Origin of the sequence: Rhodococcus sp. APC 3903 (assembly GCF_030407755.1) — a bacterium.
Classification (GTDB): Bacteria; Actinomycetota; Actinomycetes; order Mycobacteriales; family Mycobacteriaceae; genus Rhodococcus_F; species Rhodococcus_F erythropolis.
Genome location: NZ_JASDCV010000034.1, coordinates 12,200 through 35,179, shown reverse-complemented (window position 1 = coordinate 35,179; position 22,980 = coordinate 12,200). Strand labels below are relative to the sequence as shown.

The following is a 22,980-nucleotide window of genomic DNA, read 5'->3' as shown; positions in this document are numbered from 1 at the left end:
CCCCTCTACTGCGCGACCCTCTCGCGCCACGTCGATGAATGGCCCGAGCAATGTGCCCAGATCCTCCGCCACCGAAACCTCGGACTCCGGTGGCATCGAAATGTAGCTGAGCCCGAGACGCGCAATCGCCCTGGCCAGAATCCCGGCATCAGCGGGTGACGCCTGAATCCACCCTCGCTGGAAGCTCTCCGCAAGCCGCGACGACGCGCGTTCGATGATGACCGCGCTGTCAGTGGTGATCAGGCGAAGAAGGTCCGGCTTGGCCTCACCGGTGAGCAGAGAGATGACCAACGGGTCGGTTGCGCTGGAGGCGAAAAACGAGCCGAAGCCCGCCGTCAATGCCTCGACTGCACGTCCGTCGTTCGCCACCATGGCCTCGTCCACCGCATCGACGAATCCGTCGGCAAGGCGAAGCGCGTATGCCTCGGCAAGCCCTTGCCTCGAACCGAACTCGTTGTAGAGCGTCTGACGACTCACACCGGCATGCTTGGCCAGAACTGTCAGCGTCACCTCGGACCAGTCACGCTCGGTCAACAACTCACGCATCGAATCGAGCACCGACGTACGCAGCAGCAGGCGCGACGCTTCTTTCTGCGGCAGACGAGTGGGCGTCGAAGTCATGGTGACGACACTACCGCCGCACCTAGGTCCGTTCGACGCCGACGCATCTCACCGTCGTTCGACCTCAACCATGAAGAAGTCGCTCTTCGCCGCGCCGCAGTCCGGGCAACTCCAGTCTTCGGGAATGTCGTCCCAGCGAGTGCCCGGTTCGATACCGTCCTCCGGCCAGCCGACTGCCTCGTCGTACTCGAATCCGCATTGCGCGCACTGATACAGCTTGTAGTCGTTCATGATTCACTCCCCGCCGTCGCCGGCATCGGTTCGAAGTCGAGCTTCTCCCGGACGCCGCAGTCCGGGCAGCACCAGTCGTCCGGCACGGCATCCCACGGCGTTCCTGCCGGAAACCCTTCTCGTGGTGCACCCTTCGATTCGTCGTAGACGTATTCACACACCGGGCATCGATAGCTGCTCATCACGCTGCTCCGTACCGAGCAAGGATGCGATCACGCTTGGACGGCTGAACGTTGACGCGGGTGATGTCGCCGCCGTAGTGCGCAAGGACCTTGGGATCCATTACTTTTCGCCACAGCGGCGGAACGTAGGCGAGCATGATCATGCTCGCGTATCCACTGGGCAGGTTGGGTGCACCGTCCATGCTTCGAAGCGTCTGATAACGACGTGTCGGGTTCGCATGATGGTCACTGTGACGCTGGAGGTGATACAGGAAGATGTTGGTGCAGATGTGATCGCTGTTCCAACTGTGCTCCGGTGCGGCGCGCTCGTACCGCCCACTGTCCAGACGGCGACGCTTCAGTCCGTAATGTTCGAGGTAGTTGACGGTTTCGAGCAGGCAGAATCCGAAGACGGCCTGCAGCACCAGGAACGGCAGCACCGAGAGCCCGAAAACGGCGACGAGGACACCGAAGAGTACGACGGACATCAACCACGAATGCAGGACGTCGTTGCGAATTGTCCACGGCTTCTTACCCAGTCGATCGAGCCTGGCTTTCTCCAGGGACCACGACGAGCGCAGAGATCCCCACACACTGCGCGGCAGGAAGGTCCAGAAGCTCTCGCCGAAGCGAGACGACGCCGGATCCTCGGGCGTGGCGACCCGCACGTGGTGTCCACGATTGTGCTCGATGTAGAAGTGGCCGTAAAACGACTGCGCCAGAGTGATCTTCGACAACCAGCGCTCGAGATCGTCCTTCTTGTGACCTAGTTCGTGTGCGGTGTTGATCCCGATTCCTGCGACGCAACCGATACTGATCGCCAGACCGATCTTGGAGATCAGCCCCAGTCCCCCGTCGATTCCGAGCCAGGACAGGTCGGTCGCCGACCAGAGATAGCAGGCCAGGACCAGGCTGGCCAATTGGAACGGTATGTAGATGTAGGTGCAGTACCGGTAGTACTTGTCGTTCTCGAGGCGCTCCATCACCTCGTCCGGCGGATTCTCGCCGTCCGGACCGAAGAAGATGTCGAGGATCGGGAGCAGGATGTAGACGAGCAACGGCCCGATCCACCACCACACCGGCGAGACCGCGTTCCACCCGAGACTGTTGAACAACGCGACCAATCCGACGGCAATGAAGACCGCCGTCGGCGGCACCAGGCCGAGCAGCCAAAGATATCTCTTCTTGTCACGCCACTGCTCGGGCGGGAGTGTCTGCCCGGACTGCGAGTTCACGTGCGTCGACACGGTCTACCTCCTCGATTCGGACCGACTCGACAACTGTGAGTCAGTTCACCCTGAGATAGACAGTACTACGCTATTTGTACAAGTGATAGACAAATCATAATCTTTGTACATTTACTCGATTTCGCCGCGTTCACGCTTCCCGATCAACGAATGCTGCCTGCTGTAGGCGAAGTAGATGACAACACCGAGGGCCATCCAGACCACGAACCTCATCCAGGTCTCCACCGACAGGTTGAACATCAACCAGAGACACGCGAGGACAGCCAGGATCGGGATCAGCGGGACCAGCGGCACCCTGAACCCGCGGGGTAGGTCCGGCCGCGTCCGACGAAGCACGAGAACCCCCAACGACACGAGAACAAACGCGAACAACGTGCCGATATTGACCATTTCCTCGAGGGTGCCGATCGGGAACACTCCGGCGAGCACCGCGACCACAACGCCGACCAAGATCGTGATCCGCACGGGAGTTCCGTGCTTGCCGGTCGGCGCCAGGCGTCGCGGCATCAGACCGTCGCGTGCCATCGCGAAGAGCACCCTGGTCTGCCCGAGCATCAGCACCATCACCACGGTCGTGAGACCGGCCAACGCGCCGAACGAGATGACGTTTTTCGCCCACGTGATGTCGTGGAAGGCGAATGCCGTTGCCAGGTTGGAAGTATCGCCCTCGAGTTCGGTGTACTTCACCATCCCGGTCAACACGAGTGTCACTGCCACGTACAGAACCGTGACGATCAAGAGCGAGCCCAGGATGCCGCGTGGCAACGCCTTCTGCGGCTCCTTCGCCTCCTCCGCAGTCGTGGCGACGACGTCGAAGCCGATGAACGCGAAGAACACCAGACTGGCTGCCGCGAGCAATCCGTACCACCCGAATGTGCTGCCACCGGCCCCGGTCACGTACGAGAACAACGACTGGTGGATGCCCTCTCCCGTCGAGCCCGGCTCCGACGGCGGAATGTACGGCGAGTAGTTGTCGGTGTCGATGTAGAACAGACCGACGATGATCACCAGCAACACCACCGCGACCTTGATCGCCGTGATCACCAGTGACACCCTCGAAGAGAGTTTTGTGCCGGTCGCGAGCAGGATCGTGATGACGGCGATCACCAGCACCGCACCCCAGTCGAACGAGATCGGCCCCAACTCGACGATCGGGCTGCGTGAACCCATCACTTCGCCGAGGTACAGCGACCAGCCTTTTGCCACCACCGAAGACGCCAAAGCGAATTCGAGGATGAGATCCCAGCCGATGATCCAGGCGACGAATTCACCGAACGTCGCGTACGAGAACGTGTACGCGCTACCGGCGACCGGGACCGTCGACGCGAACTCGGCGTAACACAGCGCTGCCAGTCCGCAGGCGATTGCCGCGATGACAAAAGCCAGGGAAACCGACGGCCCGGCGACGTTTCCCGCCGTCCGAGCCGTGAGTGTGAAGATGCCCGCACCGATGACCACTGCGACACCGAACACCGTGAGATCCCACGAGTTCAGCTCTTTCCGGAGTTTGGTTTCCGGCTCGTCGGTGTCCTTGATGGACTGCTCGATCGATTTGGTTCGAAACAGCTTCGACCGTCCAGATCCGGCCTGCTCGTCCTTGACAGCCATTGCCGCCTCCTTGCTGGGGACCAGCAGGTCCCACCATGGGCAAGTAGAGAGATGGCATCAGCCTAAGCCCGCAGGCGTGGCTTTGTTCAGGGTTTGTCGGGAGCCTGCAGATCTGTTTCAGGACGATCTCCTGCGCTGAGACGATCCAGGTCCGGCTCGAGGTAGATCACCCGCGCCGCAGGCACTGCAGCGCGCACGCGAGACTCGGCCTCGTCGATCGCCGTCGCCACATCCGAGATCGTCGATCCGATCGGCACCGCAACCTTGGCAGCAACAAGGATCTCCTCGGGACCGAGGTACTGCGTCTTGCAATGAATGACGCGTTCGATACGAGTTCCGTCGACCAGTGCGTTGAGGATCAGTTCGGTCTCCACCGCCGTTGCGCCCTCACCGATCAGCAGCGACTGCATTTCGATGATCAGAATGACCGCGATGATGCCGAGCAGGACACCGATGCACAGAGTTCCGATGCCGTCGAAGACCGGATTTCCGGTCACCATCGTGAGGCCGACGCCGCCGAGTGCAAGGACGAGACCGATCAATGCGCCGGTGTCCTCGAGCAGCACAACCGGGAGTTCCGGGCTACGAGAGGTTCGGATGAAGTTCCACCACGACGCATTTCCCTTGAGCGGTCGTGATTCCTTCGCTGCGGTCCGGAAGCTGTAGCCCTCCAGGCAGATCGCGATGAACAGGATCGCGATTGCCACGAAAGCCGAATTGAGTTCTTCGGGATGCTGAATCTTGTGAATACCTTCGTAGATCGCGAACAGCGAACCGAGGGTGAAGAGCACCAGTGCAACGACGAACGAATAGAAGTATCGGTTGCGCCCGTAACCGAACGGGTGCAGTTGATCTGCCTCACGTTCTGCCTTCTTCTGCCCCAAGAGCAACAAACCCTGATTGGACGTGTCGGCCACCGAGTGCACCGATTCGGCGAGCATCGACGACGATCCGGTGATCAAGAATCCGGCGAACTTGGCTACGGCAATTCCGGCATTGGCTCCGAGGGCCGCCAGAATCGCCTTCTTGCCACCATGAGCCGACACAATGTCTCCTCGCTATCGACCGAGATTCCTATCGACCGACCACTGCACTGAAAACCTGCGCAGTCGGGGTTCGTGTGGTCAGGTGTACTACGGGCTCGTCGGCAGCAATCCACGCGGCTCGGCCCCGATCGAGGTCGAGAGTGTCGGCACCGCACGTCGCAGTGACCGCGCCGTCGGTGCAGATCAGGATCCGCGGGCCGCCGGCTTCGACAACGAGGTCGGTGGCATTCGAGTCGAACTCCAGACGCGTCAAACGAAATTCAGGTGCGGGCGTGACGTACTCGTATCTACCTGACCCTGACTGACCTGATCCTGACTGGGCCGGATCGAGCACTTCGATATCGGCCCCGACGAAGTCCAGAACCCTCAACAGTTCGGGCACGTCGACGTGTTTGGGCGTCAGCCCGCCGCGCAGCACGTTGTCGGAGTTGGCCATGATCTCGACCGCGAGTCCATGGAGATACGCGTGGAGATTTCCCGCAGCGAGAAACAGTCCTTGGCCGGGCTCGAGTGTGACGCGGTTGAGCAGTAGTGCCGCCAGAACGCCGGCGTCGCCGGGGTACGCCTCGCTCAATTCCAGCGCGGTGCGGATCTCGGTCACGAATTCGGCGTCGTGGTGCGCGACGTAGGTGATGCACCCCGCAAGCACGGCAGGGAGCAACGTCCCGAGCACCGTGGACGGCAACGTGATCCATGTCGTGAACAACGCCCGGAGTCCGTCGGAATCGGGTTGGCCTTCGAGCAGACCGATGTACGGCTCCAACTCGTCGACGGCCAGAGCGCGCAGCAGTTTGACAGTCCGCGTCGGCTCGCGGAATCCGGCAAGCGCTTCGAATCTGCTCAGCGCGACAACGAGTTCGGGCTTGTGGCTGCCGTCCTTGTAGTTTCGAATCGGCGATTCCATGGGAACGCCGAGTGCGTTCTCACGACGAAAACCCTCGTCGGCTTGAACGGCGCTGGGATGCGCCTGAAGCGACAGCGGCTCTTCCGCCGCAAGCAACTTGAGCAGGAATGGGAGTCGCTCACCGAATGCATCGAGGTTCTCACGGCCGAGTTCACGCTCGGGTTCGCGGTGCAGGACCTCGAGCAACGACTCGCTTCCGGATTCGGTGATCACGCGCGCCGGGTCGCCCGGGTGGGCGCCCAACCACAACTCCGCTTCGGGATGATTCGACGGGGTCGCAAGACCGCGTAGTTCGGCAATTGCCGTTCGCGAGCCCCACGCGTAAGAACGAAGTGCACCTTCGAGTTCACGCACTTACTTCGCACCGCCCGTCAACTGCACGTACGCCGCGGCCATGTCTACTCGAGACGCCAACACGAATACCTGCTCCATCTCCGATATCACCACGTTGGTCTGGTCTTCGTCTGCCGCCACCACCAGATCGGCGTCGGCCAGTGCGTCCATCCGGCGTCTCGCCTCCCCGCGCGTGGATTCGGTCGCGAAGACGAACGCCCGCGCCGGCGGGGTCGGCAGTGCGCCGTCCAGTTGCGGATCGTGAAAGAACGGGTCGTGGAACACCGAATCACGCGAAGCTGCGTCCGGCGCGAACAGAGCTCGTGCCGAACGAATCACCTCCGACATCTCGGCGGCAGCGGCATTCAGGCCCGAGCTCATCAGCGAAACGCTCGAGAACTCTGCGAGTGCTGTTGTCACGGAACCACTCCCACATAGAACGACTCGCCGGCCGCTCATTCTGGTGGCCAACGACTTGGCCGGGTTGTGGAATACCTCGTTGGCCGGCCCGTCCCGCAGCGCCTCCGCATCAACGGCGTCGGCGATCCGACCGAGCACCGCCGAACGGTCCTCGATCGATCCCTTGCCCTCGATTTCGGCGGCAACGGCGAGGAAGACGGCGAGGAACCGCGTCATCGTGTGCCTCGGCGAGGCGTAGAGCCGCGGCGGCAACGACATGGTGCGCCCGGCCGCCACAGCCCGCATGGGCCCCTCGTCCGGAACGGCGACAACAACTTCGGCGCCACGGCGAACTGCACTGTCGACGGATTCGACCAGGCGCGGATCACCGGCATCGTCACCGGCAACGACGATCACGTCCAACGGTCCGGCCCACGACGGCGTCCGGTCGAGTACGAGGAGCGGACAACCGACCGAATCTCCGACGAGAGCAAGCGCGATCCTGGCTCCGTGCCGAGCGCCACCGGCACCGGCAATCAGCACGACGCTGCGCGGGCGCAGGCCGGCCAGCCGAGAGATCACACCCTCGCCGACGGCCGATGCGGTGGCCCGAATCTGTGCGCCCCCCATGGCCACAGACCGCAGTAGCCCTTCCGAATCGGCAGCCGACAAACCCTCGCTGTCGTCGAGGTCGAGAAGCGGCATCGGCGCTGTCATCTCACCGCACCCCCTTCTCCGTTCGCAGTTCCCGCACCATCCAGCATTCCAGCTCTACGCGGTCCGTGGTGGCAAAGCCCTCGTTCCCGTGGCAGTCGTTCCCGAGATAGTCCCCCAACTATCCCAGGGCTTCGGCTCACCGACAAACCGATCAGACTCGGATTCAAGCCCGGACGATCGCCAGAATTTCGTTCACCAATGCGTCGACATCGGCGGACGTGGGTGCTTCGACGTTGAGTCGCAGCAAAGGCTCGGTATTGGACGCGCGCAAGTTGAACCAGGCATTTCCCTCGAGACTGACTGTGACACCGTCGAGGCGGTCAACCGACTCGGTGCGGTCCGCGAATGCTGCCAGCACAGCGGCAGTGCGATCGGCCGCGTCAGCCACCGTGGAGTTGATCTCACCCGAGGCCGCGTAGCGGGTGTACTCCGCCATCAACTCGGAGAGCGGACGGTCCTGCTCGCCCAGTGCGGCGAGTACGTGCAACGCCGCGAGCATGCCGGAGTCGGCGCCCCAGAAATCGCGGAAGTAGTAGTGAGCTGAGTGCTCGCCGCCGAAGACGGCACCGGTCTCGGCCATCTCCTGCTTGATGAACGAGTGGCCGACTCGGGTACGGATCGCGACGCCGCCGAGTTCTTCGACCAGTTCGGGCACTGCCCGCGACGTGATCAGATTGTGGATGATCGACGCGCCCGGTTCCTTCGCGAGTTCGCGCTTGGCGACAAGTGCCGTCACCGCGGACGGAGAGACGGGGTCGCCCTTCTCGTCGACGACGAAGCAACGGTCCGCGTCACCGTCGAAAGCCAAGCCGATGTCTGCTCCGGTCTCACGCACGTAGGCCTGCAGGTCGACGAGGTTGGCCGGATCGAGCGGATTGGCTTCGTGGTTGGGGAACGTGCCGTCGAGCTCGAAGTAGAGCGGGAGGACTTCGAGAGGCATCGGCCCGAATACGGCCGGCGCGGTATGGCCGCCCATGCCGTTTCCTGCATCGACTGCGACCTTCATCGGGCGCAACGCAGCCAGGTCGACCAATCCGCGGAGGTAGCTCGCGTATTCCTCGAGGACGTCCTTCGTGCTGGCGGTACCTGCCGGTCCGTCGTACGCGGGAACACCCGAGACGACCTCGGCGGAGATGACTGCCAGGCCGGTGTCCTGACCGACGGGCTTGGCGCCGGCCCGGCACATCTTGATGCCGTTGTACTTGGCCGGATTGTGGCTCGCCGTGAACATCGCGCCCGGGCAGTTCAGCAAACCGGATGCAAAGTAGAGCTCGTCGGTCGACGCCAATCCGATGTAGACGACGTCGAGTCCTTGAGCGAGCACGCCGTCACCGAAAGCAGAAGACAGTGTGGGCGACGATGCACGCATGTCGTAGCCGATCACAACCGTCGTGGCAGCGCCGGCCTCGTCACGGACCAGACGGGCGAACGACGCTCCCACGTCGCGGACAAAATCTTCGTCGATCTGCTCACCGACCACGCCGCGCACGTCGTACGCCTTGATGATTGCAGCAACCGACTCGGCTGTTCGCCCCACTGAAAACTCTCCTTGTGCATGCACCCTCACAGACGGGAACGTCCGGGCGCATGGCGTCCGGAGATTCGCAGTACTCGGGTGTGGAAGTACTCGGTCGAGCCTAGCGTCTGCGGCGACGAATCTCGCGTCAGTTGGATGGGTCGGGCAGTACGCGGAGGTGTCCACGACGCCCTGTACGGGCAGTACTCGGAACCGCGGGACGTATGTCCTCATCTGCGTCGACGTTGGACTTGTTGCGATCTCCGAGACCGGCTTCACGTACAGCTTCGGCCAAAGCGGTCAGATCGTCTTCGTCGGGAGTGCTCGACGCGAATCCGCCTTCGTGGCGGACGAGTTCCCAGCCCTTGGGGGCGGTGATTCGAGAGCCGTGAGTGTCACACAAATCCCATGAATGGGGCTCGGCGACGGTTGCCAGCGGCCCGACAACCGCAGTGGAGTCCGAGTAGACATACGTAAGCGTCGCGACGGCGGGGTTCTTGCACCCGGGGCGGCAGCAGCGACGCAGAGATCTCACAGGTACGGAGCCTAGCCCTCCCCACGTCCGGAACCTACTCGGACACACCGAGCAGTTTCTTCTGTCGTAATCTGGGCGCCATGCCACAAGCCCGCCGCCGACGCTCGGTCACCACTCGTTCCATCGAGCGACACGGCCGTGGCCTGCGCGGACCACTACTTCCCCCGGAGGTGCCGGCCAGGCGTACCCGGGCCGAGAAGTTCGATCTCCTGGTGCTCGACGCCTTCTCGCCCGTCGACCTCGCGTGGCACGACCGGTTGACGAAACTCGACATCGCGGTGGACGAAGTTCCGAAGATTCACGCGCACGATCCGGAGTCCGTCACATGGCCGCCGGAGGTCATCGCAGACGGCCCGGTTCCACTGTCACGACTGATTCCGGCCGGAATCGACCGTCACGGAAATACGACTCGCGCAAGAATTGTGCTGTTTCGCCGCCCGTTGGAGCAGCGCGCGAAGGATCCGGAAGAACTCACGGATCTGGTGCACGACGTGTTGGTCCATCAAGTCGGCACGTATCTGGGCGTCGACCCACAGGTCATCGACCCCACACTGCCCGACGAGGACTGATAATGCCGGACGAGCACTGATACTGCCCGACGAGGACTGACGCACCGTCAGACGAAAAAACTGATGTCACACGAAGAAGTAAATCCACACGAAGAACAAAACAGTCGTTGCTTGACCTGCAATTCCCCGTTGCAGGTCAGACTTTCGAAGACCGCCCGTCAGCCCCGACGCTGACAGAACCGATTCAGCAGCAGATCAGATGATCCCCCGCTTGAGTCGCCGACGCTCGCGCTCGGACAACCCTCCCCAGATTCCGAACCGTTCGTCGTTCGCGAGCGCGTACTCGAGGCACTCGTCACGAACTTCACAACCGAGGCAGATCCGTTTTGCTTCCCTCGTCGATCCACCCTTTTCAGGGAAGAACGCTTCGGGATCGGTCTGCGCGCAGAGAGCACGCTCCTGCCACTGATCCTCGATGGTGTCGAACAATTCTTCGAAGCCGGTGACGAGACTCAGCACTGGCCGAGTACTCATACCGTCGAACTCACTGCTGCAGGCACCTTCTGCTGCGCCTGCTCGGGAATCGGTCTGCGGTTCGTCGCTTACTGTCATTGCGAGAGAACTGATCTCGACATTTTCATTGGGCATCGTTCCGCCTCCTCACCTGTAATAGCGCAGAATTTTCACTCCATCTTCAACCCCACCCCGTCGACCGTTCGAAACTGTGTTCGAAACCGGCCCCGCTGCAAGTGAACTCACAAGTAGCGGTTGGAATGACACATTTGAGATTACACACGTCCAGCGTGTCGCGGTCAAGCTAAACGAGATGAATCCATTAGTATTCCGGCCCCCAATTGACGGGACCTTCTGCCCGCCAGACACGACGACGCGCCGACCGCCTAGGCTCTGATGTCGTGAACGTGACTGTATTGGTTGGCGGCGTCGGCGGGGCCCGTTTCCTTCAAGGTGTGCAAAATGCGCTCGGAATCGCCGGTGGTGAATCCCTCGAGAAATACGAAGGCCCACATCGCATCACGGCCGTCGTCAACGTCGGAGACGACGTCTGGATGCACGGTCTGCGCATCTGCCCCGATCTGGACACTTGTATGTACACACTCGGCGGCGGTATCGACACCGAACGCGGGTGGGGGCACGCCGGCGAAACCTGGAATGCGAAAGAAGAACTCGCGGCATACGGAGCGAAGCCGGACTGGTTCGGCCTCGGAGATCGCGATATCGCAACGCATTTGATTCGCAGCCAGATGCTCCGCACGGGATATCCGTTGTCCGCGATCACCGAAGCGTTGTGCAATCGCTGGAATCCGGGTGTCGCACTGCTTCCCGTGAGCGACGACCGCAGCGAAACACACGTCGTGATCACCGATCCGGAAGACGGTGAACAGAAGGCGATTCATTTCCAGGAGTGGTGGGTACGCCATCGAGCACAGGTGGAAACTCACAGCTTCGCTCACGTCGGCGCCGAGCAGGCCAAGCCCGCGCCAGGGGTGGTCGAGGCGATCGACGGTGCCGACATCGTGCTGATCGCACCGTCCAATCCCGTCGTGAGCGTCGGCGCGATCCTCGCGGTGCCCGGCATTCGCGGAGCCCTGCGGACCACCGCGGCCAAGGTTGTCGGCCTCTCCCCCGTCATCGGTGGAAAACCGTTGCGCGGCATGGCTGACGAGTGCCTCGAAGTGATCGGGGTCGAGACGACTTCCGAGGCGATCGGTCGCCACTACGGAGCTCGCTCGATCAACGGCATTCTCGACGGCTGGCTCGTCGACGAAGGTGACACGGCCGACATCGACGGGGTGGACGTGCGAAGCATCCCACTTTTGATGACGTCCCCCGAAGAGACCGCAAAAATGGTTCGAACGGCTTTCGAAATCGCCGGAGTCGAACTGTGACCGAGCCCGGAACCGAAGCAAGCCGCGACAGAAATCACTCCCCCGGGGATCACTCCCCCGGCGCCGCAATCGAAGTCATTCCCGTGCTCGGCCTTCCCGAGTTCCGACCCGGAGACGACTTGGCCGCCGCTGTCGTCGACGCGACACCGTGGCTCGAGAACGGCGACGTCGTTGTCGTCACGAGCAAGGTCTTCTCAAAAGTCGAGGGTCGCATCGTTTCCTCGCCGACCGATCCGGAAGAGCGCGACGCAGCACGACGCCTCCTGGTGGATCAGGAAGCCGTCCGCGTCGTGGCCCGCAAGGGCCGCACTCTGATCACCGAGAACAAACTCGGCATCGTGCAGGCCGCATCGGGCATCGACGGCTCCAACGTCGACGGTGCCGAACTGGCCCTGCTCCCCGTGGATCCCGATGCGAGCGCAGCGGGGCTGCGTGCCCGAATTCTCGAGAGCACGGGCAAGTCCGTCGCCGTCGTCGTGACCGACACGATGGGTCGTGCGTGGCGCAACGGGCAGACCGATGCCGCGATCGGTTCCTCCGGCATTCCGGTCCTGCACGGCTACCTCGGGGCACAGGACAGTCAGGGCAACGATCTGATCGTCACCGAGATCGCGATCGCGGACGAGATCGCCGCTGCGGGCGATCTGGTCAAGGGCAAGCTCGGCGGCGTTCCCGTCGCCGTCGTGCGAGGACTCCGATTCGAGGACGACGGTTCGAGTGGCCAGGATCTGATCCGTCGCGGCCCGGACGATCTGTTCTGGCTGGGAACCGAGGAGGCTACGGCGATGGGCCGCGGCCAGGCGCTGCTGTTGCGTCGGTCGGTTCGGCAGTTCGCGGGTGATCCCGTCGACGCGGAGATCATTCGCAGCTCGATCGCCGAGGCACTCACTGCTCCAGCACCCCACCACACGAGGCCTGTTCGATTCGTGTGGCTGCGGACCGAGTCGGTCCGCACGTCGCTTCTCGAGAAGATGCGTGAGAAGTGGGCCGCCGATCTGCGGGCGGACGGTCGTAGCGACGAATCCGTCGACGCGCGGGTTGCCCGTGGAAACATCCTGTTCGATGCCCCCGAGGTCGTCATTCCCTTCTGCGTGCCCGACGGCGCACACAGTTATCCGGATGCCCGACGTACCGCGGCGGAGTCCACGATGTTCACCGTCGCTGCCGGCGCGGCAGTGCAGGGACTGCTGGTCTCGCTGGCCACACGCGGCGTGGGAAGCTGCTGGATCGGATCGACGATCTTCGCCGCCGACCTCGTACGCGAACAACTCGATCTCCCGGCCGATTGGCAGCCACTCGGCGCAGTCGCAATCGGGTACCCCCTCGAACCACTGACTCCGCGCACGGTCTCCGCCCCCGGGGACGCGTTGGTGGAGCTGTAGGTCATGTCAGCCGAATCGCTGCACGCCTCCGCCAAGGACGTCCTGGAGGGCTGGTCGACGTCCTCCGAAGCGGACGAGTCACTGCGGCACACGATGCTCGCGTTCCTCGATTCGGCTCCGGACGGCTGCCTTCGTCGCCATGCCCCGGGACACATCACCGCGTCGTCTCTGGTTCTCGACGAGAGTGGCTGCCACGTCTTACTGACCCTGCATCCCAAGGTGGGCAGGTGGATTCAGCTCGGAGGTCACTGCGAGCCCAACGACGAGACGGTAGTCGATGCGGCATTGCGGGAGGCTCGTGAGGAGTCCGGAATTCACGACGTTCGGATAGACGCGGACCTACTCTCCGCCCACACACATCCGATCACGTGCTCACTCGGGGTCCCGACCAGACATCTCGATCTACGGTTTCTTGTTGTGGCGCCGGACAATTCACATATCGTCCGCAGCGCGGAGTCCACCGACCTCCGGTGGTGGCCGGTGGACGCGCTACCGCCGACTGCCGAACGCGAGACCATCGACCACCTGGTAGCGCTCGCCCGTCAGCGCAAGAATCAGGACTGAATCGGAGACAGCTCGGGCTGCTTGGCGCTCACGCCGTCGCCCGAAGATGTTCCCTTCACGCGCCGAGCTACCCACGGCACCAAGAACTCTCGCGCCCATTGACGATCCTCGCGACGAGTTTCCGCTTTCGTGAGAACCGGCGCAGGCCCGAGGTCGGGCGCGATCAATCCGTGGTCGACGCCCAGTACGTCGAGCACCCGCGTCGCCATGTTCTCGTGCCCGGCGGGCGACATGTGGAGGCGATCCCAGTCCCACATCCGTAGGTCCTGATATTCGGAGAATCGCCAGAAGTCGACGAGGGTCGCGCCGTGGCGGTCCGCTACCTCGCGAACGAGCTCGTTGTAAATCGCCAGGCGTCCGCGGAGCTTGCCGAAGAAGGCGGACCATCCGGTGTCGTACGCGGTGAACATGAGAACCCGCGCACCGGAAGCAGTGAGCTGGCCGATTGCCGAATCGTAGCGGGCGACCATCGCGTCGATGTCGAGCTTCGGACGCATCATGTCGTTTCCGCCGGCGTAGACGGTCACCAGATCGGGCTTCAACGCCAGAGCGGGTTCCAACTGCTCGTCGATGATCGGCCCGAGTAAGCGACCACGAATCGCCAGGTTGGCATAGCGGAACTCGGGGTTGTTCACCGCCAGCTGCTCGGCCACTCGGTCTGCCCACCCGCGCAGACCGTTGGGGAATCGTTCGTCGGCGTCGCCGACGCCCTCGGTGAACGAGTCACCGAGGGCAACGTAACGGCTCGGAAGAGAAGTCATACCCGCCAGTATTCCAGTAGGTCAGCTAACGATCACACATCTGTGCTGAAGCGCACGCCACCGTCCGGCAGCGTCACCCCCGGCCACACACGTGCGCCGCGCAACAATTCGCACCGCGCACCGATGTCCGCGCCGTCTCCGATGACGGCGTCGCGGACCAGTGCTCGTGGTCCGATACGGACGCCGAATCCGAGGATCGATCGTTCGACTACCGCACCGGCTTCCACAACGGCGCCGTCGAAGAGAATCGCACCGTCAAGGCGCGCACCTGCGCCGACTTCTGCGCCACGGCCGACAACCGTGCCGCCGATCAGGACGGCGCCAGGTGCAATTCCCGCCCCGGGGTGAACGAGCGACTCGCCGCGCGGACCTTCGAGAGCGGGCGAAGGCGCGATGCCCCGCACCAGGTCGGCGGAACCGCGAACGAAGTCCTCGGGGGTTCCCATGTCGCGCCAGTACGACGAGTCGACGTGGCCGAACACCCGCTTGCCCTCGGCCAGGAGATTCGGGAACACCTCGCGCTCGACCGATACCGGTCGTCCCTCCGGGATCTGTTCGATGATCTCGCGCTTGAAGACGTAGCAGCCGGCGTTGATCTGATCCGTCGGCGGATCCTGGGTCTTCTCCAGGAATGCCGAGACTCGTCCGTCCTCGTCGGTCGGAACACAACCGAATGCACGCGGGTCTCCCACACGAACCAGGTGAAGGGTCACGTCGGCGTCCGTCTTCTCGTGGGTCTCGAGAATGGCGTTCAGGTCGGTGCCACCGAGCACGTCACCGTTGAACACCATGACGTTGTCGCCGCGCAACTTCGGGAGTACGTTGCGGATTCCGCCACCGGTGCCCAGCGGCTCGGTCTCGAAGACGTAGTCGATCTCGAGCCCCATCTTGGAGCCGTCGCCGAAGTAGTCCTCGAATACCTCTGCCTTGAAAGATGTTCCGAGCACCACGTGCTTGATACCGGCAGCCTCGATCCTGGCAAGCAGATGCGTCAGGAACGGAAGGCCGGCGGTCGGAAGCATCGGCTTGGGCGCCGACAGCGTCAACGGACGCAGCCGAGTGCCCTTGCCGCCTACCAGGATTACGGCGTCGGTCGGATTCGGATCGGACATCATTTTCCCCCGTGGTTCGAAACTGATGGGTTGTCGGTCGAGTCGTCGGTGCGAGCGCGCTCGCGAACAGCAGAAGCTACGGCGATCTTGGACCGCACGGCCAGGCCACCGCGCAAGGCAAGTCGCAGCGGAGCCTGCCACCAGTGCGGATGACGATCAGCCTGGAACTGGTATGCGCTGCGATGATGAGCGGGCAGCATCAGTTCCGGATGCCGGCCTGCCGCATGGCCTTTGGCATGGGTCACGACAGCGGAGGGAACAAAGACATTGAGCCACCCGGCTTTTCCGAGGCGATCACCGAAATCGACGTCCTCCATGTACATGAAGTATCGCGAGTCGAACCCGGAGATGGCGTCGAAGGCATCACGTCGGACCAACAGGCACGACCCGGAAAGCCAACCGACGGAGCGCTCGGTGACGGCCTCGTTCTCCTGACGGTAACGGGCAGTCCACGGGTTCTTCGGCCACACGGTGCCGAGCAACGCGTGCCCGACGCCCGAGGTGATGTCGGGCACCGTTCGTGCCGACGGATAGACGCTGCCGTCCGGTTCGAGGACCTTCGGCCCCAGTGCACCGGCCCTTGGCCACCGATTTGCCGCAGCGACCAATTCGTCGAGTGAACCGGGTGCCCATTGGACGTCAGGATTGGAAATCACGACAAATTCGATCGACGAATCGATCTCCGCCACAGCCCGATTTATCGCTCCGCCGTAGCCGATGTTTCCCCCTGTACGAAGCAGACGAACATGCTCGTACTTGGCATCCGCCGCCTCCGGCGCACCATCGGTCGACCCGTTGTCGGCCATGATGACCTGGGGTTTTTCTGTCGTCGCCGCGGCGAGCGTGCTCAAGAAATTCTCGAGATGCTCGCCTGGGGAGTACGTCACCGTTACCACGGCCAGCTTGGGACTCACGCCGGTCAGCCTAGCCGCCCACGGGCACTGCCCCGAACAATGCTCACGCCAGAGCGGCGTGCAGAGCCTCTCGCCACGGACGCAGCGGCGTCATTCCCGCGGTAACCCACGCGCGCTCGGACAAAACCGAATATGCCGGGCGGGGCGCAGGGCGCACGAAGTCCGCGCTGCTGCACGGGCGCACCCGCGCCGGGTCTGCTCCGATCTCCTCGAACACCGCTCGCGCCAACTCGTACCAACTGGCTTGCCCGCCGTTGGTCAGGTGGAACGTCGACGCACCCGTGAAGTCCCGCAGCGCGAGTTCGACGATGCCGCCGGCCAGATCGACGCTGTACGTGGGTGACCCGATCTGGTCGTCCACGACGTTCACGAATTCTCGTTCGGCTTCGAGCCTGCGCATCGTGGCGACAAAATCCGTACCGACACCCGAATACACCCACGCGGTACGGACAACGGCCACGTCGGCGCCCGACTCTCGTACCGCGATCTCGCCGTCCAGCTTGGTTCGGCCGTAGACCGTCGCGGGACCGGTCGGTGCATCGACGTCGTATGGAGTGCTCGCGTCACCCGGAAAGACGTAGTCCGTCGAAACGTGGATCAACCGCGAACCGGCCCGCGCACACGCTCGCGCGAGATTCAGCGGTCCGATCTCGTTGACCGCCCTCGCTGCCTCCTGGTCGGTCTCGGCGGCGTCGACTGCCGTGTACGCAGCGCAGTTGATCAGCACCGAATCGGGCGAGACGAAGTCGTCGACCGCGCGGCTGTCTGTGATGTCGAGCTCGCGGGAACCGACGGCCGTCACAGTGTGACCCGCCGACGTTGCGAGAGCATCGATACGTGTTCCGAGCTGCCCTCGGGCACCGGTGAGCAGGATATTCGTCACATGGTTGAGTCTGGCACGCCGCGTCGAGGTACCCGCGGCCGAGCATCGGACCAGTAACCTGAAGGGGTGTCCCACCAGCAACCGCAGCGCCGCGCGCGTCCACGACCTGCGCCGATTCGGACCAAGACGAGCCCGGCTCGCATAGCGGTCGCGGTGCTCTCCGTGCTCGTACTGCTGGTCACCGGGTTCGCATGGCGGGGTGTGGACTCGTTGAGAAACAGCCTTGCCACTGCAAGCGGACTCGGCCTCGGCGGCGGCAAGGACGGAGCCATCGACATTCTGATGGTGGGAACCGACAGTCGCACCGACGCGCACGGCAACCCGCTCTCACAGAGCGAGCTCGACTCGTTGCGCGCTGGTGAGGAAGTTGCGTCCAACACCGACACCATCATCTTGATCCGCGTCCCCAACGACGGAAGTTCGGCAACCGCGATCTCGATTCCCCGAGACGCGTACGTCAACGTCCCCGGTATCGGTATGTCGAAGATCAACGCCGCGTTCGGTGCCACCAAGGAAACCGAGCGACTGAAGTTGGTCAACAACGGGTCGTCCGACAGCGACGCAGACAAGAAGTCGACGGAAGCCGGCCGGACCGCGCTCATCGGAGCGGTAGGGAATCTGACCGGCATCACCGTCGATCACTACGCCGAAGTCGGTCTACTCGGATTCGTCCTGCTGACCAACGCAGTGGGCGGAGTCGACGTCTGTCTCAACGCGCCAGTCGACGAACCGATGTCCGGAGCCAACTTCGCAGCCGGGAAACAGACACTCGACGGCGCCGACGCGCTGAGCTTCGTGCGACAACGACACGACCTTCCTCGCGGCGACCTGGACCGGATCGTTCGCCAGCAGGTGTTCATGGCGTCCCTCGTCAGTAAGGTGCTCAGCGCAAAAACCCTCAGCGACCCGGGCAAGCTCAGTCAGTTGACCTCGGCCGTTCAGCGCTCCGTCGTCATCGACGACGACTGGGACATCATCGAATTCGCCAAGCAGTTGCAGAATCTGGCCGGCGGAAAGGTGCAATTCGAGACCATTCCCGTTCTCGACATCAACGGCATGACCGATTACGGCGAGTCCATCGTCAAGGTCGATCCCAAGGCCGTCAAGAAGTACATCGCCGGATTGGTCGGCGCCGACAGCGAGGACTCGGAGGAGACCTCCGAGGCACCGACCACCGTGAATGCGTCCTCGATCACGGTCGACGTCGCTAACGCCAGCGACATCGCGGGGTTGGCCAGCGGGGTTTCCGAGGCGTTGAGTGCCCTCGGGTACAAGCAGGGTCAGGTCGGCAACAACACCGGCTCCGACGTCTCCGAATCGACGGTGTTCGCAAAGTCCGCGGACGACGACGCTGCACTCGCGGTGGCCGAGGCACTCGGCGGTCTGACGGTCAAGGCGGATTCGTCATTGTCCTCGGGCAAGGTTCGGGTTGTCATTGCCGAGGACTACAACGGACCGCAATCCGCGGACGCGGTATCCCCGTCCGAAGGCGCGACAAGCACGACTGAATCGGCGAGCACCACCGAGACCAGTCCCACCCCTGCCCCTCCCGGTCCGCCGATCGACGCAGCCTCCAACGGCCCGCGCTGTGTCAACTGAAAACTGTGTGAACTGAAAGCGGTGTGAACTGGACGGCTGCGTAAGCTGATTACGTGCCTTCGCCTGTAGACAACCTGACCGACGCCCTCCTCGGACCGATCCTGGCTGCCGACCCGGCCGGCCCTCGCGTGACCTACTACGACGACGCCACCGGCGAGCGCATCGAATTGTCTGCGAGCACTCTGGCCAACTGGGCGGCAAAGACAGCGAACATGGTTCGGGACGAGTTCGCCCTCGAGCCCGGTGGCAAAGTTGCCGTGCTGCTTCCCGCGCACTGGCAGAGCGTCGCCGTCTTGCTGGGTGTGTGGTGGGCAGGCGGTGAGGTCGTCCTCTCCCCCGACGCCGACGCCGAACTGGCTTTTGTCACTGCCGACCGCCTGGACGATGTTGCGGACGTACCGGAAGTAGCCGCACTCTCACTCGACGCGTTCGGCAAAGGTTTGAGCGATCTTCCGCTCGGCGTCGCCGACTACGCAACCTCCATTCGTGTCCACGGCGACCAGTTCCGTAGCGCCGGAGCCGGTTCGGCGCTGGAAGGCCGGTCCGTAGCGGACACGATCGACGCCGCACGGGCATCGTCGAAGAACGTCGAATTGGCGTCGACGGATCGTGTCCTCTCCAGTCGCACGTGGGACACGGCAGACGAATTGATCGACGGGCTTCTGGCCGTTCTCGCCGCGGGCGCCTCACTCGTGCAGGTAGCCCACCCGGACGCGGAAGCTACCGCGCGCCGAGTGGGCACCGAAAAGGTCACGAAACAGTTCTGAACGCTAGCTCGCGAGAGCTGTCACCGGTGACACCAGCCCCGCCCGCCTAGCGGGGAGCAGTGACGCGATCACACCGCAGATTCCGCCGATCAACACGATGGCTACCAATTGCGCCCACGGCACTGCGCTGAGGGCGACGTCCTCGATCCCGAACACTGATGCGGTACCGGCTACACCGAACACCATCCCGAACAGCACTCCGATCACCGATGCGACTCCTGCCACCAGCAGTGCTTCCCAGATCAACATGGCTCGAATTCCCTTCTTGGTCAGTCCGAGTGCGCGAAGCAGTCCGGATTCGCGGCGCCGTTCGAGAACCGACAGTGCCATGGTGTTTCCCACCCCGATCAGAGCGATCAACACCGCTACCGACAGCAACCCGGCAACCACCATGAGCATGGTGTCGAGGATCGAATCGAGAGCCGAGCGCATTTCGGTCATTCCTTGAACATCGCTGCCCGGAGCTTCCTGGCGTGCCAGTTCGGTGATGCGGTCGGTGGCAGCGAGCGCCTCTTCGTCGGTGTCCGTCCCCAACCTGACCCAGTAGGAATCGGTGGTCGGCGTGGTGGCCGCTGCACCCAGATCGCCTCGATCCAACAGCGCTGGTTGACCTTTCACACCTTCGATCACGCTGACGTTGACTGCTCCACGATCTCCGCGCACCGTCGCCGTCTCACCCGCCGAGAGTTTGTATTCGGTCAGGTCAGCGGGCGAGAGCACCAACTGACCGGCCGCGGGTACCGAGATCTCGGTACGCAGAACATCTTTCAACCGAGCAGCGTCGACACCGAACCCGGTCAACGAACCGCGCCCGTCGATCGTCAGTTCGGCCTTGTCCAGACCGCTCACCGCGCCGACGCCGTTGACCGCGGCGATGTCTGTGCCCAACCCTGCGGGAAGCGGTGCCGAACCGGAACTGCTCACCATGACGTCGACGGGGAATTGACTGCCCATCGCCGCGGGTGCGGCTTCCTTGACCGTCGCGATTCCCACGACGAGCGTGCTCGTCAAGGCCACCCCGATCAACAGGGCCGTGGCTGTCGCCGAGGTCCGGCGTGGGTTCCGACCGGCGTTGCCTGCTGCCAGGCTTCCCACCGGACCGATCAGTCTCGCCAGCACTCCGCCGGCGGCATTGATCAGCGCGGGCACGATTCGCCCGGACAGTGCTGCGATCCCCAGGAACGAAAAGAGTCCACCGGCAGTCGCCGCCGGCACCTGCTGATTCGTCACTCCCAGGACGGTCATCGCGATGCCCGCGAGCAGTATCACGACGCCCAGAACCCGGCGCACGACCGATACCTGAACGCTCTCGGGCTTGGACTCCATCGGCTGCAGTGCCGCGAGCGGGGAGAGCCTCGTTGCCGCCCGCCCGGGCGCAGATGCAGCGAGCATCGTCATCACGATGCCGACGGCAAGACCGACCAGCACGGTCACCGGGGTGACGCTCAGTGACGAAAGAGGAACCGGCACATCTGCGGCCGTTGCTACGCGACCGATCGCCCAGGCAAGTCCGACACCGAGTCCGACGCCGATCATCGAGGCGATCACGCCGACCGCAGCGGCTTCGCTGCGAATGCTCCGGCGAACCTGTTTGGCTGTGGCGCCGACGCATCGCAGCAACGCGAGTTCCTGAGTGCGCGCGGCGAGCAGAACGGCAAACGTATTGGCGATCACCAGCGCGGCAACAACAACGGCGATGGCACCGAAGGCGAGCAACACCGTGCTGAGGATCTTGGTGCCGCCCATGTATTCAGCTGCCGCGTTGTCGGTGGCTTCTTCTCCTGTCAACACGGTGGAGTCCGCGGGCAACGCGCTCGCGATCGAATCCACGAGTTGTTGCTGAGAGCGCGAACCGTCACCGGCGACACGGAACTCACGTTTGGCGCTGTCCCCGGCCCAGGCGCTCACCTGCTCGGCGGTGGTGAATATCTTGATCCCGCCCAGTCGTTGCGCCGAACCGGAGAGATCGACCAGTCCGACCACCTGCGCGGTGGGCGCAGCGGCACCGACCGTCGAATCCCTTGCCGTGACAGTGATTCGGGCACCCGTCGGTATCCCGGAGTCCGCGCTCACCAACACCTGCCCCAGACCGGCCGGAAGCGAACCCTCCGACAAGTTCTCCCAACGCAATTCGGGATTGTCGGCGATCGAGAGAGCATCCCCGTAGGACGCGCCCTTTGCCTCGGAGTCGACACGAACATACGTCGACACGTCGTCGGCGACTGCCGAGACGCCCGGCACCGCACTCAGCAGTTCTTCCGTCACGCCTGGACCGGAGGCGACGACATCCGTGGTTTCGTATTGCGTCGCAAGTGATTTACTCACACTCGCATCGACCGTCGAGCTCAATGTCAAAGTCGCGACGATGTATCCGACTGCGATCACCACGGCGAGTATCGAAGCCACATAGCGCCCGGCATGTGCCCGCGCCTGGGCAAAAGCCAGACCCCTCATCGCAGTGCACCCGAAACTGCAGGAACATCAGCCAGGTCGTCGGCACCGAGTGCTCGCATGGCACCGATCACCGAGTCGACGGTGGGATGGTCGATCTCTCCGGCGATGCGCCCGTCCGCGATCAACACGACTCGGTCCGCATACGAGGCCGCCACCGGATCGTGTGTCACCATGACGACCGTCTGACCGGTCTCCCGGACGCTGGTGCGCAAGAGTCCCAGAACCTCTGTCCCGGAACGGGAATCCAGGTTTCCGGTGGGTTCGTCGGCAAAGATCACGTCGGGCTGCGGCAGGAGTGCGCGGGCGACAGCTACACGCTGCTGCTGACCACCGGACAACTCGTGCGGCAGGTGGTCGAGGCGCTTCGACAGGCCCAGTTTCCCGATCACCTCGTCCATCCACTCGGGCGAGGGTTCACTACCCGCCAGCTTCATCGGCAGCAGCATGTTCTCCCGAGCAGTGAGCACCGGCAGCAGGTTGAACGCTTGGAAGACGAATCCGATTCGCTCGCGTCGAAGTTCGGTGAGTTCCGTGTCACCGAGTTTCGTGACTTCGGTGTCGCCCAGGAAAACCTGTCCGCCCGAAACCGTGTCGAGCCCGGCCAGACAGTGCATGAGCGTCGACTTTCCGGAGCCGGACGGGCCCATGATCGCGGTGAACCGCTCACGACCGAAGTCCACGTCGACCCCGCCGAGCGCGTGAACCGTGGTCTCACCGGTGCCGTACACCTTGGTGACACCGCGGGCAGTGATCGCCGGCACTGCGGCTGGTTCCGTCGTGGTGTGCGCATGCATTTTTTGCCCTCCGTAA

Annotated in this window: 23 protein-coding genes; 6 read left to right on the top strand and 17 right to left on the bottom strand. The window is 63.4% G+C overall.

Annotation, left to right across the window (positions count from 1 at the left end; genetic code table 11):
• From QMA15_RS29785 to QMA15_RS29740, 10 genes are all read right to left on the bottom strand, one after another.
• Positions 1-621 (bottom strand): TetR family transcriptional regulator (locus tag QMA15_RS29785; protein ID WP_290288079.1); only part of this gene is annotated, 621 nt, incomplete at its 3' end.
• Positions 622-669: 48 nt separating this feature from the next.
• On the bottom strand, positions 670-852 hold the full coding sequence (locus tag QMA15_RS29780) for a rubredoxin (RefSeq protein ID WP_003940894.1): 183 nt from the start codon (positions 850-852) through the stop codon (positions 670-672).
• On the bottom strand, positions 849-1,034 hold the full coding sequence (locus QMA15_RS29775; RefSeq protein WP_003940827.1) for a rubredoxin: 186 nt from the start codon (positions 1,032-1,034) through the stop codon (positions 849-851). Before QMA15_RS29775 ends, QMA15_RS29780 begins: the two co-directional genes overlap by 4 nt.
• Entirely contained in the window at positions 1,034-2,260 is a 1,227-nt protein-coding gene (locus QMA15_RS29770; protein WP_020907102.1) for an alkane 1-monooxygenase, read from the bottom strand. Before QMA15_RS29770 ends, QMA15_RS29775 begins: the two co-directional genes overlap by 1 nt.
• Positions 2,261-2,371: 111 nt before the next feature.
• Complete coding sequence (locus QMA15_RS29765) at positions 2,372-3,868, bottom strand: amino acid permease (protein ID WP_019747776.1); 1,497 nt, start codon at positions 3,866-3,868, stop codon at positions 2,372-2,374.
• 86 nt (positions 3,869-3,954) lie between these two features.
• Positions 3,955-4,914 carry a cation diffusion facilitator family transporter gene (locus tag QMA15_RS29760; protein WP_021343715.1) on the bottom strand — a complete coding sequence of 320 codons (960 nt, stop codon included), beginning with the start codon at positions 4,912-4,914 and terminating at the stop codon, positions 3,955-3,957.
• A gap of 28 nt (positions 4,915-4,942) precedes the next feature.
• Positions 4,943-6,172 (bottom strand): mannose-6-phosphate isomerase, class I, encoded by a 1,230-nt coding sequence (gene manA / locus QMA15_RS29755; RefSeq protein ID WP_133728447.1) that lies wholly within the window; start codon positions 6,170-6,172, stop codon positions 4,943-4,945.
• Positions 6,173-7,267 carry a hypothetical protein gene (locus tag QMA15_RS29750; RefSeq protein WP_021332559.1) on the bottom strand — a complete coding sequence of 365 codons (1,095 nt, stop codon included), beginning with the start codon at positions 7,265-7,267 and terminating at the stop codon, positions 6,173-6,175.
• A 163-nt stretch (positions 7,268-7,430) separates the two neighbouring features.
• A complete protein-coding gene (locus QMA15_RS29745) occupies positions 7,431-8,804 on the bottom strand; it encodes a phosphomannomutase/phosphoglucomutase (RefSeq protein WP_019747772.1) in 1,374 nt (457 codons plus the stop codon).
• 127 nt (positions 8,805-8,931) lie between these two features.
• Positions 8,932-9,318 carry a DUF3499 domain-containing protein gene (locus tag QMA15_RS29740; RefSeq protein ID WP_198538411.1) on the bottom strand — a complete coding sequence of 129 codons (387 nt, stop codon included), beginning with the start codon at positions 9,316-9,318 and terminating at the stop codon, positions 8,932-8,934.
• Between the two features lie 80 nt (positions 9,319-9,398).
• On the opposite strand from QMA15_RS29740, the gene QMA15_RS29735 reads away from it, so the two are divergent.
• A complete protein-coding gene (locus QMA15_RS29735; protein WP_003940797.1) occupies positions 9,399-9,887 on the top strand; it encodes a metallopeptidase family protein in 489 nt (162 codons plus the stop codon).
• A 195-nt stretch (positions 9,888-10,082) separates the two neighbouring features.
• Here QMA15_RS29735 and QMA15_RS29730 read toward each other — a convergent pair whose 3' ends face one another.
• A complete protein-coding gene (locus QMA15_RS29730; protein WP_020907098.1) occupies positions 10,083-10,361 on the bottom strand; it encodes a WhiB family transcriptional regulator in 279 nt (92 codons plus the stop codon).
• Between the two features lie 380 nt (positions 10,362-10,741).
• Here QMA15_RS29730 and cofD point away from each other — a divergent pair, with 380 nt between their 5' ends.
• The 3 genes from cofD to QMA15_RS29715 are packed head-to-tail and all read left to right on the top strand — an operon-like array spanning position 10,742 to position 13,680.
• Positions 10,742-11,734 (top strand): 2-phospho-L-lactate transferase, encoded by a 993-nt coding sequence (gene cofD / locus QMA15_RS29725; RefSeq protein ID WP_003940958.1) that lies wholly within the window; start codon positions 10,742-10,744, stop codon positions 11,732-11,734.
• Positions 11,731-13,116, top strand: a complete 1,386-nt coding sequence (locus QMA15_RS29720) for a coenzyme F420-0:L-glutamate ligase (protein ID WP_021343712.1) — start codon at positions 11,731-11,733, stop codon at positions 13,114-13,116. Before cofD ends, QMA15_RS29720 begins: the two co-directional genes overlap by 4 nt.
• Positions 13,117-13,119: 3 nt before the next feature.
• Positions 13,120-13,680, top strand: coding sequence for an NUDIX domain-containing protein (locus tag QMA15_RS29715; protein ID WP_195791126.1), 561 nt, complete (start codon positions 13,120-13,122; stop codon positions 13,678-13,680).
• Here QMA15_RS29715 and QMA15_RS29710 read toward each other — a convergent pair.
• Genes QMA15_RS29710 through rfbD form a run of 4 tightly spaced genes read right to left on the bottom strand, consistent with a single transcriptional unit; the run spans position 13,671 to position 17,350 of the window.
• Complete coding sequence (locus QMA15_RS29710) at positions 13,671-14,441, bottom strand: SGNH/GDSL hydrolase family protein (RefSeq protein ID WP_021343710.1); 771 nt, start codon at positions 14,439-14,441, stop codon at positions 13,671-13,673. The two genes, QMA15_RS29715 and QMA15_RS29710, sit on opposite strands and share 10 nt — an antisense overlap.
• 32 nt (positions 14,442-14,473) lie before the next feature.
• The gene (locus tag QMA15_RS29705; protein ID WP_019747766.1) at positions 14,474-15,556 is read right to left on the bottom strand and encodes an NDP-sugar synthase; all 1,083 of its coding nucleotides are present in this window, start codon (positions 15,554-15,556) and stop codon (positions 14,474-14,476) included.
• Entirely contained in the window at positions 15,553-16,467 is a 915-nt protein-coding gene (locus QMA15_RS29700) for a glycosyltransferase family 2 protein (RefSeq protein WP_019747765.1), read from the bottom strand. The genes QMA15_RS29705 and QMA15_RS29700 overlap by 4 nt, the downstream gene beginning before the upstream one ends.
• A 43-nt stretch (positions 16,468-16,510) precedes the next feature.
• A complete protein-coding gene (gene rfbD, locus QMA15_RS29695) occupies positions 16,511-17,350 on the bottom strand; it encodes a dTDP-4-dehydrorhamnose reductase (protein WP_020907092.1) in 840 nt (279 codons plus the stop codon).
• Positions 17,351-17,464: 114 nt separating this feature from the next.
• Here rfbD and QMA15_RS29690 point away from each other — a divergent pair, with 114 nt between their 5' ends.
• Together QMA15_RS29690 and QMA15_RS29685 are read left to right on the top strand one after the other, a co-directional pair.
• Positions 17,465-18,949, top strand: a complete 1,485-nt coding sequence (locus QMA15_RS29690; protein ID WP_037120275.1) for an LCP family protein — start codon at positions 17,465-17,467, stop codon at positions 18,947-18,949.
• Positions 18,950-19,002: 53 nt separating this feature from the next.
• A complete protein-coding gene (locus tag QMA15_RS29685; RefSeq protein WP_019747762.1) occupies positions 19,003-19,716 on the top strand; it encodes a TIGR03089 family protein in 714 nt (237 codons plus the stop codon).
• A 3-nt stretch (positions 19,717-19,719) separates the two neighbouring features.
• On the opposite strand, the gene QMA15_RS29680 is transcribed toward QMA15_RS29685, so the two are convergent.
• Together QMA15_RS29680 and QMA15_RS29675 are read right to left on the bottom strand one after the other, a co-directional pair.
• A complete protein-coding gene (locus QMA15_RS29680; RefSeq protein ID WP_279163753.1) occupies positions 19,720-22,170 on the bottom strand; it encodes an ABC transporter permease in 2,451 nt (816 codons plus the stop codon).
• Positions 22,167-22,964, bottom strand: coding sequence for an ABC transporter ATP-binding protein (locus QMA15_RS29675; protein WP_019747760.1), 798 nt, complete (start codon positions 22,962-22,964; stop codon positions 22,167-22,169). The genes QMA15_RS29680 and QMA15_RS29675 overlap by 4 nt, the downstream gene beginning before the upstream one ends.
• Positions 22,965-22,980 lie beyond the last annotated feature (16 nt).